The 13,562-nt window shown below is 67.5% G+C and carries 13 protein-coding genes; 5 read left to right on the top strand and 8 right to left on the bottom strand.

Annotated features, from left to right (window positions below):
• Positions 1-14: 14 nt before the first annotated feature.
• Positions 15-935, top strand: coding sequence for a diacylglycerol kinase family protein (locus LDO14_RS20040; protein ID WP_018769786.1), 921 nt, complete (start codon positions 15-17; stop codon positions 933-935).
• 6 nt (positions 936-941) lie between these two features.
• Here LDO14_RS20040 and LDO14_RS20035 read toward each other — a convergent pair whose 3' ends face one another.
• The 6 genes from LDO14_RS20035 to LDO14_RS20010 all read right to left on the bottom strand — a co-directional run bounded on the left by LDO14_RS20035 (position 942) and on the right by LDO14_RS20010 (position 7,168).
• Positions 942-1,667, bottom strand: coding sequence for an Asp/Glu racemase (locus LDO14_RS20035; RefSeq protein ID WP_223993127.1), 726 nt, complete (start codon positions 1,665-1,667; stop codon positions 942-944).
• Between the two features lie 8 nt (positions 1,668-1,675).
• The gene (locus LDO14_RS20030; protein ID WP_223993126.1) at positions 1,676-3,103 is read right to left on the bottom strand and encodes an amidohydrolase family protein; all 1,428 of its coding nucleotides are present in this window, start codon (positions 3,101-3,103) and stop codon (positions 1,676-1,678) included.
• A gap of 30 nt (positions 3,104-3,133) precedes the next feature.
• Positions 3,134-3,922: an aspartate/glutamate racemase family protein gene (locus LDO14_RS20025; RefSeq protein ID WP_223993124.1), complete on the bottom strand. Its 789-nt coding sequence runs from the start codon at positions 3,920-3,922 to the stop codon at positions 3,134-3,136.
• On the bottom strand, positions 3,919-4,602 hold the full coding sequence (locus LDO14_RS20020; RefSeq protein WP_018769782.1) for a GntR family transcriptional regulator: 684 nt from the start codon (positions 4,600-4,602) through the stop codon (positions 3,919-3,921). The genes LDO14_RS20025 and LDO14_RS20020 overlap by 4 nt, the downstream gene beginning before the upstream one ends.
• Positions 4,603-4,680: 78 nt before the next feature.
• On the bottom strand, positions 4,681-6,039 hold the full coding sequence (locus tag LDO14_RS20015) for an MFS transporter (RefSeq protein WP_223993122.1): 1,359 nt from the start codon (positions 6,037-6,039) through the stop codon (positions 4,681-4,683).
• A 286-nt stretch (positions 6,040-6,325) separates the two neighbouring features.
• A complete protein-coding gene (locus LDO14_RS20010; protein ID WP_134164881.1) occupies positions 6,326-7,168 on the bottom strand; it encodes an ACT domain-containing protein in 843 nt (280 codons plus the stop codon).
• A gap of 153 nt (positions 7,169-7,321) precedes the next feature.
• Between LDO14_RS20010 and LDO14_RS20005 the strand changes: the two genes are divergently transcribed.
• Entirely contained in the window at positions 7,322-8,386 is a 1,065-nt protein-coding gene (locus LDO14_RS20005) for an FUSC family protein (RefSeq protein WP_223993120.1), read from the top strand.
• Positions 8,387-8,438: 52 nt separating this feature from the next.
• Here the strand turns inward: LDO14_RS20005 and LDO14_RS20000 are convergent, their stop codons facing one another.
• Positions 8,439-9,608 carry an aromatic acid/H+ symport family MFS transporter gene (locus LDO14_RS20000; protein ID WP_223993118.1) on the bottom strand — a complete coding sequence of 390 codons (1,170 nt, stop codon included), beginning with the start codon at positions 9,606-9,608 and terminating at the stop codon, positions 8,439-8,441.
• A 215-nt stretch (positions 9,609-9,823) separates the two neighbouring features.
• Between LDO14_RS20000 and LDO14_RS19995 the strand changes: the two genes are divergently transcribed.
• On the top strand, positions 9,824-10,567 hold the full coding sequence (locus tag LDO14_RS19995) for an IclR family transcriptional regulator (RefSeq protein ID WP_026265847.1): 744 nt from the start codon (positions 9,824-9,826) through the stop codon (positions 10,565-10,567).
• Between the two features lie 113 nt (positions 10,568-10,680).
• Positions 10,681-11,868, top strand: a complete 1,188-nt coding sequence (locus LDO14_RS19990; RefSeq protein WP_134164884.1) for a 4-hydroxybenzoate 3-monooxygenase — start codon at positions 10,681-10,683, stop codon at positions 11,866-11,868.
• 40 nt (positions 11,869-11,908) lie between these two features.
• On the opposite strand, the gene LDO14_RS19985 is transcribed toward LDO14_RS19990, so the two are convergent.
• Entirely contained in the window at positions 11,909-12,448 is a 540-nt protein-coding gene (locus tag LDO14_RS19985; RefSeq protein WP_223993116.1) for a TetR family transcriptional regulator, read from the bottom strand.
• Positions 12,449-12,505: 57 nt separating this feature from the next.
• On the opposite strand from LDO14_RS19985, the gene LDO14_RS19980 reads away from it, so the two are divergent.
• A complete protein-coding gene (locus LDO14_RS19980; protein WP_223993114.1) occupies positions 12,506-13,561 on the top strand; it encodes an FAD-dependent monooxygenase in 1,056 nt (351 codons plus the stop codon).
• The last annotated feature ends 1 nt before the right edge of the window (position 13,562 follow it).

Genomic DNA, 13,562 nt, shown 5'->3' with positions numbered 1-13,562 from the left:
CATCAGAGGACGCCATGACTGACAACAGCTCCACTTCGCCCAAACGTGCCGCCATCATCGTCAATCCTGCCAAGCCGGTGGATATCGACGTGCGCGGCCTGGTGGCCAAGCACTGCGTGGAAAACGGGTGGGGGGAAGCCATTTGGCTGGAAACCACCAAGGAGGATCCGGGCGTCGGCCAGGCGAAGGAAGCGCTGGCCCAGGGTGCGGACATCGTGATCGCGGCCGGCGGCGACGGCACCGTGAGGTGCGTTGCCGAGGTCCTGGCCGGCAGCGACACCCCCATGGGCCTGCTGCCGCTGGGGACGGGCAACCTGCTGGCGCGCAACCTGGGCATGGACGTCACCGACTACGACGGCGCCATGGCCGGGGCCCTCATCGGCACGGAGCGGAAGATCGACGTGGTCCGGGCCCGGCGCAGCGACCCGGACAAGGACCAGCTCTTCCTGGTCATGGCCGGCCTGGGCTATGACGCCACCATCATGGCGGACACCAACGAGGACCTGAAGGACAAGGTGGGCTGGCTGGCCTACGTGGACGCCGGCATCCGGAACCTGCCCGGCAAACCGGTCAAGGCAACCGTGGTGATCGACGGCAAGCCCGTGGTGCACCGGGGCGTCCGCAGCGTGATGGTGGGCAACTGCGGCAAGGTCCAGGGCGGTCTTGAAATCTTCCCTGATGCCAAGGTGGACGACGGCCTGCTGGACATCGCCGTACTGGCTCCCCACCACGGAAAGCTGGGGTGGCTCTCCGTGGTGGCGGGAATGATCGGCAAGGGCCGCGGCAAGGACACCGCCGTGGAGTACTTCCAGGGCAAGACCGTTGAGATCACGCTGGAACACAAGGACGACTACCAGTTGGACGGGGACCACGAAGGCGAGGGCAAGCACGTGCTCATGACCATGGAGCCCGGCGCCCTGACCTTGCGGATGTAGGGCGGTTTAGCCCAGCAGCCGTCCCCAGCGTGGTTCCAGCAACGGCGCGCCTGCCAGTTTCAGAGCGTGCCAGAGGGTGACGGCCACGGAGTCCAGCACGGGAACCCCGGTGGCATCCTCGACCTCTGCGGTGATGTTGGCTCCGTAGAGGTTGGTGCACAGGTACACCAGTGCGTCCGGTGCCGCGGCAGCCAGTTCCAGGGAGCCCGGGCGCATCTCGTCGTCGGTGACCCGGGCAAAGGACTCGTTGTCGCTCAATCCCAGCGCCCGGTGGTCCACGGTCTTGATGCCTTCGCGCTCGTAGCAGGCGATGACCCGGTGGTTCACGTCCGCGGTGTAGGGGGTGAACAGGCCGATCCGCTCCGTGCCGAAGGTCCGGAAGGCTTCCAGGTAGGCAAGCGTGGAGGTGGTGGCGGGGATGCCCGTGGCGCCGCTGATCCCGGCCGCCAACTCCTGGTCGTGCGCCGGGCCCAGCCACGAGCCTGAAGTGCCGTTCCAGGCAATCACGTCCACGTCCGCCGTCGCCAGCAGCGCTGCTGCCTCCTGCATGACTGTGGGATCGAACTGGCGGTCGGAGGAGTCATCGAGCGCGATGCGGGTGACTGGGATCCGGGTGAAGTGCACCGTGACGTCGGTGCGGACGCCCAGGATGCGGTAGGTCTGCGGTTCCAGGCAGGTGTTGGAGGACGGCACGATCATGCCGATCCGGCGGGGGCGTGTGCTTGCAGGCATGGGGGCTCCTAGAGGGCGGCGGCGAGTCGGGAAGCTTCGGGGGCAGCAGACTGGTGCTGCCGGAAGCCGGTGCGGTTGATGAAGCGGCCCACGGCGCCGGGGTCATGGAAGCCGTCCGCGTCCAGGACCACGCGTCCCTTGGAAACAACGACGGCGGGCCAGCCCGTGAGTGCCTTCCCGTCAAAAGGCGAGAAGTCCGTTCCCATGTGCAGGGCCGCGCCGTTCACGGTGCGTTCCTCTGCGGGGTCGAAAACCACCAGGTCGGCGTCGAACCCCTCGGCGATGCAGCCTTTGCCGGGCACGGCGTTGATCCGTGCCGGCGCGGCAGCGAAAGCCTCCACGAACTGCTCCACGGTTGCCCCGGCGGAGGTCATCGCGGTGAACGTCACCGGCATCCGCGTCTCCACGCCGGGCAGTCCGTGCGGCATGGCGCGCACGTCGTCGGTGCGCTCGCGCTTCTGGGACAGGTCGTAGCAGGAGTGGTCCGAGGACATGGTGTGGATGGCTCCGGACACCAGCCGCTCCTTGAGGGCGGCCACGGTTTCCGGGCTGCGCATGGGCGGGCAGCAGGCGAACCACTCGGGGAAGGTGGATCCGTAGACGGAATCGTCCAGCGTGACGTAATGCGGGCAGGTCTCGGAGTAGGCTTCCAGTCCCCGGGAGCGGGCTTCGCTCACCAGGTCCACTGCCCCGGGCGTGGACTGGTGGACGAAGTACACCGGGGCGCCGGTGTATTCGGCCATGGCCAGGGTTTCCTTGACCGAGATCTCCTCGGCCAGTTCCGGCCGGGTCCGGTGCAGGTGTTCGATGCCGATCCGCCCGTCCTCCGCGTGCTGGGCGGTGCAGTCGGCAATGATGGGATCGTGTTCGGCGTGGATGTACGTCAACCCGTCCAGCCGGACCATTTCCCGCATGACCTTCAGGATGGTGTCGCCGTCCGCCATGGTGGTGCCCCGGTTGGTGGTGTACATCTTCACCGACCGGACGCCTTCCGCTGCCAGCTGCTCAAGCTGCCACGGGACGGTTTCGTCCCAGGTGACCACGGCGCCGTGAAGGGCAACATCGCAGCGGGACTCCGTGGCGAGTTCCTTCTTCTGCAGGGCGGCGGCGAGCGGGGTTTCCTGGGCGTCGCGGGGAATTCCGAAATCGATGATGGTGGTGGTTCCGCCCCACAGCGCTGCCGTGGAGGTGGTCCGGTAGTCGTCCAGGGTGCGGAATCGCCCCGTGACCTGGGCCACGTGGCAGTGTCCGTCCACGCCGCCGGGGATCACGAGTTTGCCCGCCGCATCGATGGTGCGGTCCGCCGCGGGGACGGGCCCGGCGGCGTCGACGAGCCGGGCAATGCGGCCGTCGTGGACCACGACGTGCGCCTCCCGGCGGCCGTGGCTGTTCACCACAGTGGCGTTGGCAATGACGAGTTGTGGCTGGTGGGACATCGGTGTCCTCCTAAAGTTGTTGGGCTCTGGCTAGGCGGCGGGCTGGGGGGTGCCGGCGTGCTCCTGGCGGGCGGCAAGGGCCGCGTCCAGATTGGGCGGCAGGCCCTTGCGGTCCTTGGCCGGCGGCGGGGCGAAGGCGCCGGCGCGGTGCGGCCCGGATTGCAGCGCGGCAACGGCCTCGGCCATGCGGATGCCTGCGGAGATGCCATCCACCACAGGGACGGGAATCTGCCCCGTGAGGTCGCGGGCCAGGCCGGCCAGCGGGGCGCCGGCAAGGATCACGACGTCGGCGCCGTCCTCCGCCACGGCCTGCCGGCTGAGTGCCAGCAGGGTTTCCCTGAAGTCCTGCTGGACGGAGGCGATGCTGGTCAGGGAGTCATTGATGGAACGGATGGAGGCCAGCCGTCCGGCAAGTCCGAACTGCTCCACGCACTCGCGGTACCAGGGCTTGATCCGGTCCGAGATGGCGATGATGGAGAACCGGTGGCCCTGCAGTGCTGCTGCGCACAGGGCGGCCTCGGTGATCCCGATGACGGGCACCTCGGCCAGTTCCTTGAGGGCCGGCATTCCCGGGTCCCCGAAGGCAGCCACCAATACGGCGTCCACCGGGTCTGCGCCGGGACGGGTGTGTTCGGCAATGATCTCTGCCACGGCACCCGCGGCGATGAGGGCTTCGAAGCGGGTCTCGATGTACTCCACGCCGTGCCCGGCAGTCCTGACCAGCAGTTCGGTGCCGGCGGAGGCGGAACGGAGCGCCTCGGATTCAATCAGCGCGGTGACATCGGCGCTGATGTTGGGGTTGATGACCAGGAGTTTCATTTTCTCTTCCGGTGGAATTCTGGTTCGGTCTTCTGGAAGTCCTCGGGAAACTGGTCCCGGTACTTTCCAATGTGTGATGCGGACTGGGCGGCTGCCTTGTCCGGATCGCCGCTGGCAATGGCGGTGTACAGGTCGCGGTGTTCGCGGATGAGTTCGGGCAGGTCGCTGACATGCCGGAACAGCCAGTGCATGCGGCCCTGGAGGGGTTCCAGGGCGGACTTGAGGAAGTTGTTGTCCGCGATGCGGGTGATGGCGTCGTGGAATTCGCTGTTGGAGCGGTGCGCCTCCATCACTGATCCCTTGGCCAGGAAGGTTTCCGCATCGTCCAGCAGCCCCTTCAAATGGGCGAGGTCCTCCTTGGTGGCCCGTTTGGCGGCGAGCCGGCAGGCCAGGACTTCCAGGGACTGGCGGACATCGAAGAGGTCCTCCACGTCCTTGGGGCTGAGGCTGCTCACCTCAGCCCCGCGGGCGCCCCGGTCGCTGATCAGGCCTTCCTGGCGAAGCATGCGCAGGGCCTCGCGGACCGGCAGCCGGGAGACGGAGAATTCGGCTGCCAGATCGCGTTCCACCAGCCGCGTGCCGGGAGCGTAGTGTCCTTCGAAAATCCTGGTGCGGAGGGTATCCCGGACAGTCTCGCGGAGGGGGCGGTCCTTGTCCTGGGTCTCTTCTGCGGTCAGCATGATGCTCCATTCGGATTTTGTACGGCACTGCTCCCGGCTGCGGGGGCGTTGGTTGCAAGTTTCCCTGCGAGGGTCAGCTTAGACAGGAAGCCGCTTGTTGTAGTTCAGCGTCAGGACTGAGGCGCCCATGATCACCGCGGAACCCACGAAGTACAGCAGCGCCCAGGTGTAGGAACCTGTGGCTCCGACGATCAGGCCGACGGCGATCGGCGTGACGAAGCCGGAGATGTTACCGCTGAAGTTCATGGCACCGCCCAGGACGCCTGCGTTGGTGCGGCCGCCCAGGATGGAGGGGATGCTCCAGAACAGGCCCACCCAGCGCAGGAAGAACATGACGAGGGACAGCAGGACCACAGCGGTGGTGGGGTCAGGGACCACGGTGACGCCCACCAGGCCGCCGATCACCACGACACTCGAGATGCCCAGGAGGGTGCGCATCACCCGGTTGGCTGACGCGCCGGACGCACGCCACTTGTCCGCAATGGTGCCGCCCAGGATTTCACCGACGAAGCCGGCACCGAAGATGACAAAGGTGGACCAGCCGATGGTCTTCAAGTCGAAGCCCTTGGCCTGGGCGAGATAGAGCGGGCCCCAGGTCAGCAGGCCATAGAACACTCCATTGAAGCCGAGCCAGCCGAAGCACATCGCCCAGAAGGAGCGGAACTTGAGGTAGGGGAGCAGTGCGCGTTTGCCCTGGCTGCCGTCGAGCTCAGCTTCGGCATCCTCGGCAGCGTGCGACGCTTCGATGTACTCGGCTTCGGCGGCATTGACACCGCGGTGCTGCCGCGGGTTGTCGCGGACGTACCACCAGACGGCCAGGCCCATCAGGACTGTTGCGGCGCCGGCGATGACGAACGAACTGCGCCAACTGCCCGTCGCTGCGATGAGGCCGGCGATGAGGATGCCGCCAAGGCCTGCACCCAGCGGGGCGCCGGCGTCCAGGATGGTGGCACCGCGGCCGCGCTCCGACTTGTGCATCCAGATGGCGTTGAGCTTGCCGCCGGCGGGCATGACACCTGCTTCGGTCACGCCGATGCCGAGGCGGGCGATAAACATGCTCAGGAAGCCGCCGGCCATGCCGGATGCGGCCGTTGCCGCGCCCCAGCCCACGCAGGAGGCGGTCATCACCTTGCGGGGACCGAACTTGTCGATGAGCAGGCCCACAGGGATCTGCATCAGGGCGTAGGTCCAGAAGAAGGCGGAGAGCAGCAGGCCCACCAGTTCCGGGGCGAGGTCGAACTCCTTTTGGATGATTGGCAGGGCCACCGAGATGGAGCCGCGGTCGATGTAGTTGACGGACACCAGGACCAGGAGCAGCAGGAACAGCCGCCAGCGGACGGAGGTGCGCCGTTGCGTTCCGCCCTTTCCGCGCGTTTCGGTAGTGCCGGGGGTGGCCTCGTCGGACGTGGCCGTTGTTTCAGTGTTTGGGATGGACACAGCTTCTCCTTCACGGGGAAGTTTACGGATGGGGAGGATGCGAATGGTGCGTTGTACGTACGTGCCGGGCAGGGTTGTTGCGCCTGCCGGCAGGGGGCCGCTGGACGATCCGGAGCGTTGAGCGGGAAATGCACTTTTGGGATCCCAATTTGGGATCCCAAAATCAAAGGTAGAAGTGACTCCGGCCACTGTCAAGGGTTTTTGCCGGCCGGGCGCTGCAGGGGCCCTGCTGACGGATTGTGACTGCCGCGCACGGGTAAGGCCGGGCGGCAGCAGCGCGGAAAGCTCAACGCGCCGTGGGGGATCCGTCCGGCCGGTGGGACAGGATCTCGGCCAGTTCCGCCAGCCGGTGGGCCCGCGCGGACTCGGCCGGCGTAAACGGCTCATCCGGCCGGGAGAAGGTGATGGGGCCATGCCAGGCCGTGGGGATCTTAAGGTGCGTCCCGTCGTCGGACGCTTTGAAGCCGGCGTCCGACGGCGGCACAATCCGTGCGTGCAGCAGCTCGGCCACCGCCAGGGGGAGTTCGTCCGGGGTGGCGGCGATCCTCGCTGCCAGGCTGAGCGCCCGGGTTTGCCCGTCAGCCATGGCCAGGGCGGTGGTGGGCCAGGCGTGCGGACTGCTGCCGCCGCCGTCGTGAAGTGCCGCCAGCAGTTCCCGTTCGCCCACGTCCCCGGGCACCGAGAGGACAAACTCATCCAGGACCCCAGCCGGTACCGGGTGGACGTGGATGCTCAGGATGTTGGTGTCCAGCCGGGCCAGCGCCGCCGTGATCCGCTGCAGCGAACCGGGCCGGTCCTGGAGAAGCGTCCGCGCCCGCCACAGGGACGGCGCCGACGCCAGCTGCCGCCGGTGCCGGAGGGCCGGGGCGTGCAGCCAGCGCAGCAGGATCCGGGCAGCCGAGGGCTCGGCCACCCAGATCACCAGGACTGTGGCCGTCAGGGTCAGCACCAGGACCTTGGCCACATAGGGAAGGTGGGTCTCCACCACCAGGGCGTGGACCAGCAGCTCGATGGGCAGCATCACGGCGACGTTCGCCAAGGTCAGCCGCGCCTTGGGCGGCTCAGGCATCAGGCCGCAGACCTCGCAGCGCAGTTCGGCAGCGGGTGTGTTGTGGGCAGGGCGCTTCATGACACAAGCATGGTGCGGTGCTGTTTCCACCGCATTGCCTCCCGATTCCATTCATGGGAACGCGCCGGGGGCCTTCCGGGTCCCGCACCGTAGGATTTATCAGGAACGTCAGCGCGGCCGCCCGTCAGAATCCACCCCAGGAAGGCGCTGCCCGTGAAGTTGTTTGCTGAAATGTTCAGCATTGCCCCCGGCAACAAGGACCACCACCCCGCGTTCAGGTGCGCCGTGGGCGTCTTCGTTCCGCTGATCACGCTGGTGCTGCTCGGCAGGCTGGACCTGGCAATCTTCGCGTCCTTCGGCGCCTTCACCGGAATCTACGGCCGCGGCGAACCCCACGCCGTCCGGTTTATCCTGCAGCTGCGCGCCGGTCTGCTGATGCTGCTCGTCATGCTCCTGGCGGCGCTGGCGGCGCGCATGGGTCCCGCCTGGGGCCTGGACGCCCCCACCCACACGTGGCTGCTGGTCCTGGCCACCACGCTGGTGGCCGGCGCCTGTTCGGTTGCCATTTCCTGGCTCAGGCTGCGCCCCGGCGGCTCGCTCTTCCATATCTTCGCCTTCGCCGCCATCGCATCCATTCCCAACCAGCCGCCGCTCTGGCAAGGCATGCTGGTGGCCGTCCTGACCACGGTGTTCGCCCTGCTGGTCGGCTTCTCGTCCCGCATCCTTCCCAGCCACAGGACTCCCTGGGCCAGGCCGCCCCGCATCCGCCGCACTCCCGCGGAGAAGCGCGCGGCCTGGCTTGAAGGGCTCGGCTACCTGGTGGCCGCAGGCCTTGCCGGCACGCTGGCCACGTGGGCGGGGGAGCGCCTGGGGTTCGGGCACAACTACTGGGCCATGGTTGCTGCCGTGGTGCCGCTGGTGGGCCACACCACCAGGCACCGGGTGCGCCGCGGCATACAAAGGATCATCGGCACGGTCCTGGGCCTGCTGGTCCTCGCGGCCGTGCTGCTGGTGGGCCTGCAGCCGTGGCAAACCGTGCTGGTGATGGCGCTGTGCCAGTTCGGGGCCGAGATGTTCATCATCCGCCAGTACCTTCTGGCCCAGGTTTTCGTGACACCCCTCGCGCTGGTCTCAACACTGCTGGTGGTCCCGGCGTCACCCTCCATCCTGCTGCGCGACCGCATCATCGAGACCGTGATCGGCGCCGCCGTCGGCATTGCCGTGGTGCTGGCGCCCGGCGCATGGCGCCGGATCAGGCAAAGGACGACGGCGGCCTGACCGCCTTGTGCCCGCCCCTGCAACACCAGGGGCAGGGGCGGGTGGTGACCCGTTACGGACGTTCCGCGGCTGATGCTTCCCGGACCGCAGCGATGGTGTGCGGCACCGTCACCAGCGCCACCACGGCAATCGCGGCAGCGGCCGCAAAGACGTAGAAGCCCCAGGGGTAGGCGATGTTGGCAGCGACCAGCGTGCCGGTGACGGCGGGGCCCATGATCGCGCCGAGCCGGCCCACCCCGGCGGCGAAGCCGAGGGCTGTAGCACGGAGGGTTGCCGGGAACAGCTGGCTGACCCATGCGTAAACCAGGACCTGTGCGCTGAAGACGAACACGCCGGTGACAAAGACTGCCGCGTTGAGCAGCAGTTCATTCTGGATCTTGACGCTCAGGACAGCCAGGAAAACCGCGGAGAGTCCGAACCACAGCAGCACCACACGCTTGGTGCCGTGTTTGTCGGCCAGGATCCCTGCGATCACCAGGCCCACCACGGCCCCTACGTTGAGGACCAGCAGGAGAACCAGGCCGGTGCTGACGGTGTACCCGGCGCCGGCCATCAGCTGCGGAAGCCAGGTGTTCAGGCCGTAGACCAGGAGCAACCCCATGAAGGACGCGGCCGCGATGGCCAGCGCCACCAAGGGGTAAGGCTTCCGTGCCAGGTCCCGGAAGCCCGTGCGGGCTGCGGCAGGTTCTGTTCCTGCCGCCGCCGGGGGAAGGGTTTCGGGGAGCTTGAACCACAGGAAGGGTGCCAGGGCGAAGCCTGCCAGCCCGCCCATGATGAACATCATCCGCCAGTCCGGGATCAGCAGCAGGGCAAGGAAGGCCGTGGCCACAGCGCCGGCGTGGTAGCCGGTCATGGTCCGGGTGGTCGACTTTCCGGCGGTACCTGCCGGAGCGTAGTCGTTCATGTAGGCCAGGGCGGCCGGGAGGCAGGCGCCCAGTCCCAGCCCGGCAAGAAGCCGGAAGGCGCAGAACACCGCCACGTTGGGTGCGAACACCACGGCGATGGTGAAGATCGAAAACCACAGGACGCAGGCCACCAGGAGGCGGCGCCGGCCAAAGCGGTCGGACAGCGGGGCGATGAACAGGGCACCGGCGCCAACGCCCACCAGTGAGATTGTGGCGGCCAAGGTGGCACCCACCGCGTCGAAGCCAAGCTCATGGGTCTTGATCAGTGTGGGAATGACGGTGCCCAAAACCACCAGGTCAAAACCGTCAAGAACCATAGCCAGCCAGCAAAGCCAGACTGGCCACTTGGAACGGTGCTGGGATGGCGCAAATGACATAGAAATACCTCGGTGTATCTTCCAGGAGTTTTGAGCGGCAGGCTGCTTTGCCGGTAGTGGGTGGGCAGCATTGCCCACATCCCCAGTGAGGTTTGTATCACTATCGGGTGTAATCTGGGACAACTTTTCCCATTCAATGGAAGCAGGTGTTCACGCTGGCCAACTCCCCGTCCGGCGACTCCGTGGTGGACCGGATCGTGCGGCTGATCTCCGCGTTTCCCCAGGACGTCAATGCCCTCCAGTTGTCTGACCTTGCCGGGCGGGCAGGCCTTCCGCTGACCACCACCCACCGGCTGGTGGGCCAGCTGGCAGGTCACGGACTGCTGGAGACTGCTCCCGGCGGGATGGTGCGGCCTGGACTCAGGCTGTGGGAACTGGTGAACCGTGCCTCGCCGGCGCTGGCGCTCCGGCAGGCAGCCATGCCCTTTATGGAGGACATCCAGCAGGTCCTGAACCAAAACGTGAACCTCGCGGTGCTGGATGGCTGGGAGGCGCTCTTTGTGGAACGGCTGTCCCGCCGGGGCTCGGTGGCCAACCGGGCGCAGGTAGCGGGCAGGATGCCCATCCATATCTCGTCCGCTGGACTGGCGCTGATGGCCCACCAGGACAAGGCCATGCAGCAGGAGTACCTGGGCCAGTTCACCGATCCCGAAGGAAGGCTGGCTGCGGCCGACGTCCGGGCGCTGCTGGCAGAGACCGCCCATCAGGGCTTTGCGCAACTGAAAGGCGTGGTGGATGCGGGCACCTGGGGGATCGCGGTGCCCGTGCTGGACCGCCGGCAGCGGGCCGTAGCCTCACTGGGCGTCGTGGTGCCCCTGCAGGAGATGCGCCTGCAGGCACTGGTTCCGGCACTGCAAACGGCCGCCCGGGGCATTGCCCGGCAACTTGCGGACGCCTGAACCATTCAACGGAATTTCTGTAACGCCGGTCACCCGGCTTCCCCCACACTGATGGCAGACAAACCGATCCGGTGCCGCCCGTGGCGGGACCCGCAACGAAGCGAGACGCAGTCATGGCACGAAAAACCATCACCACCCAGGTGGCCATCATGGGAGGCGGCCCGGCAGGGCTGATGCTGTCCCATCTCCTGGCGAAGGCAGGCATCGAGTCAACGGTCATCGAGGTCCGCAGCCACGAGGAGATTGCCCACACCGTCCGCGCCGGCATCCTGGAGCACGGGACGGTCAACCTGCTGGTGGACAGCGGTGTCTCGGACCGTGTGCTGCGCGAGGGCGACCGGCACGATGGCATCGAACTGCGGTTCAACGGCGAGAGCCACCGCATCGACTTCAAGGACCTCGTGGGCGAGTCCGTCTGGCTGTACCCGCAGACGGACGTCTTCCTGGACCTCGCCGCGCGGAGGAAGGACGACGGCGGCGACGTCCGCTACAGCGTCACCGACACCACTGTCCATGACCTGGAAGGCAGCCCGAAAGTCCGGTTTACCGACTCCGAAGGCGTTGAGTTCGAGATCCAGGCGGATTTCCTGGTGGGTGCCGACGGCTCCCGCAGCCACTGCCGGTTCCAGATCCCGGAAGCCCACCGCAAGTGGTACTTCCACGAGTACCCCTTCGCCTGGTTCGGCATCCTGGCCGAGGCCCCGCGCAGCTCCGATGAACTGATCTACGCCAACTCGGCCAACGGATTCGCCCTGATCAGCCAGCGTACGGAGACAGTCCAGCGGATGTATTTCCAGTGCGACCCCAAGGAGAACGTGGCCGACTGGGACGACGAGAGGATCTGGGCCGAATTCCGGAGCCGTGTCAACGGCAACGGCTTCGAGCTCAAGGAAGGGCCCGTCCTGGAAAAGATGGTGCTGCCGTTCCGCAGCTTCGTCCACACCCCCATGCGCCACGGCAACCTCTTCCTCGCCGGCGACGCCGCGCACACCGTGCCGCCCACCGGTGCCAAGGGCCTGAACCTTGCCATCAACGACGTCAAGGTCCTCTTCGAGGGGCTGGACAGCCACTACAACTCCGGTTCCGGCCGCCTGCTGGAAACCTACAGCGACCGGGCACTGGAGCGTGTCTGGAAGGCGCAGCAGTTCTCGTACTGGATGACCACCATGCTGCACACCCCCGCCGACGCGGACGATTTCTCCCGCGCGCGCCAGCTCGGCGAGCTGAACTCGGTGGTCTCCTCCCGCCACGGCATGGCTTACCTGGCCGAGGCCTACACGGGCTGGCCCGGCGGCGCCTAAAGCCGCGGGAGAAGGACGACGGCGGTCGGCCGGGGTGGGTTCAGGGGCCTGCCAGTCGCCGGACGGCCGCCGCGATGGCGGCAGCGTCAGGCTGCTCGTCGCGCCTGACGGTAAGCAGGTGCAACAGCACCCCGTCGCCGTAGTCCGCGATATCCCGGGCGCGTGCTGCTGCGTCAGCCACCCCCAGGGTTGCAAGAGCCTGTTCCAGCCTGCCCACCAGCAGGTGGTGCCCGCCGGTCACCGCCTCCGGATGGTCCAGGGACAGGGCCAGCCGGGCCCTGGTGAGGCCGGCATGCTGCCGGGCCAGCGCGAGAACCATCGCGGCCAGTTGCCCGGCCAGCTGGTCGACGTCCCGTGGGGGACCGGCCGGGCCAACGTGCTGCAGGAGCTCTGCGTCCAGCTGCAGCAAACGGTCCAGGACGCCTTCCACCAGTGCTGACCGGTTGCGGTAATAGTTTGACGTCGTGCCTTCGGACACGTCGGCGGCGGCATCCACGGCCCGGTGCGTGAGGCCTTTCAGCCCCTTGTTTGCCACCACGGACAGCGCGGCATCAAGGAGCTGGGTACGTCTGTCGCGCATGGCCACAGTCTAGTGGGACTCCTTTCAATTCACTACAAAAGTAGTAGAATCCTGCGTATGGAGACCATCACCATCGTGGGCGGCGGCATCTCCGGGCTTGCCCTCGCGGCGGCGTTGGACCCCAACCGCTTCCACGTGACGGTGTACGAGAAGCGTCCGGAACTGCCCGCCGTCGGCAACGCTCTCGGGATGTGGCCCAACGCCCAACGCGCCCTGGCCCGGCTGGGGATACTGGACCAGGCGCGGGCGGTGAGCCCGGTGCTCGGGAGCGGGTCGGTACGTAACGCCCAGGGGGAGCCCTGGGTTACGGTCGATGCCGGGGAAATGTTCGGCATTTCCCGGACCGACCTGCTGCGGCTCCTGGACACGGCCGTCCCGGGGAGCGTCCGCCGGGCCACCAGCCAGATACGGGGGCTGCCCGCGGACGGGGGACTGGTGGTTGGCGCCGATGGCGTCCACAGCGTTGTCCGCAGCACGGCCTGGCGTCCCGGCGCGGACGCACGTCTGACGCCCTACCTCGCCCTCCGCGGGACCCTGCCTACTCCAGTTGCCCCGGACGAGGTGGGCGAGTACTGGGGCCGCGGGGACCTGTTCGGCATGGCCGTCGCCCGGGGCGGGTCCTTCTGGTACGCCAGTTACCGGTCCGGACTTGGCCCCTACGGGATCGACGTTCCGTCAGCGCTGGAACAGGCCAGGGAGCGCTATGCGGGCCACGCACCTGCCATCCGGCGCGCCCTTGCTGCAGCCACGCCGGAGGAATGCCTGGTCCAGCGCCTGTGGACGGTTCCGCGCCTGGGCTCCTACGTCAGTGGCAGGATTGCGCTCATCGGTGATGCGGCCCATGCCATGATGCCCACACTTGGCCGCGGCGCCTGCGAGTCGCTGGTTGACGCGGTGACACTTGCGGACCTGCTTAACACGCTGCCCGAAGACCAGGCACTGCGCGCCTACGACCGGCAGCGGAGGTTCCGGACCCGCGCGGTGAGCCTGGCGTCCTCGGCGCTGGGCCGCGTCGCGCTCACCGAACGCGGCCAGCCGCTGCGTGACGGCCTGCTCAACCTGGCCCGGCGGCGCAACAAACGCGCCGCCGTCGGCAGCAGTTCCGGCAGGTGAT

It is taken from the genome of Arthrobacter sp. NicSoilB11 (assembly GCF_019977375.1).
In the GTDB taxonomy this organism is placed as follows: Bacteria; Actinomycetota; Actinomycetes; order Actinomycetales; family Micrococcaceae; genus Arthrobacter.
The sequence above is the reverse complement of the archived record's forward strand: the minus strand, read 5'-3'. Positions and strand labels throughout refer to the sequence as shown.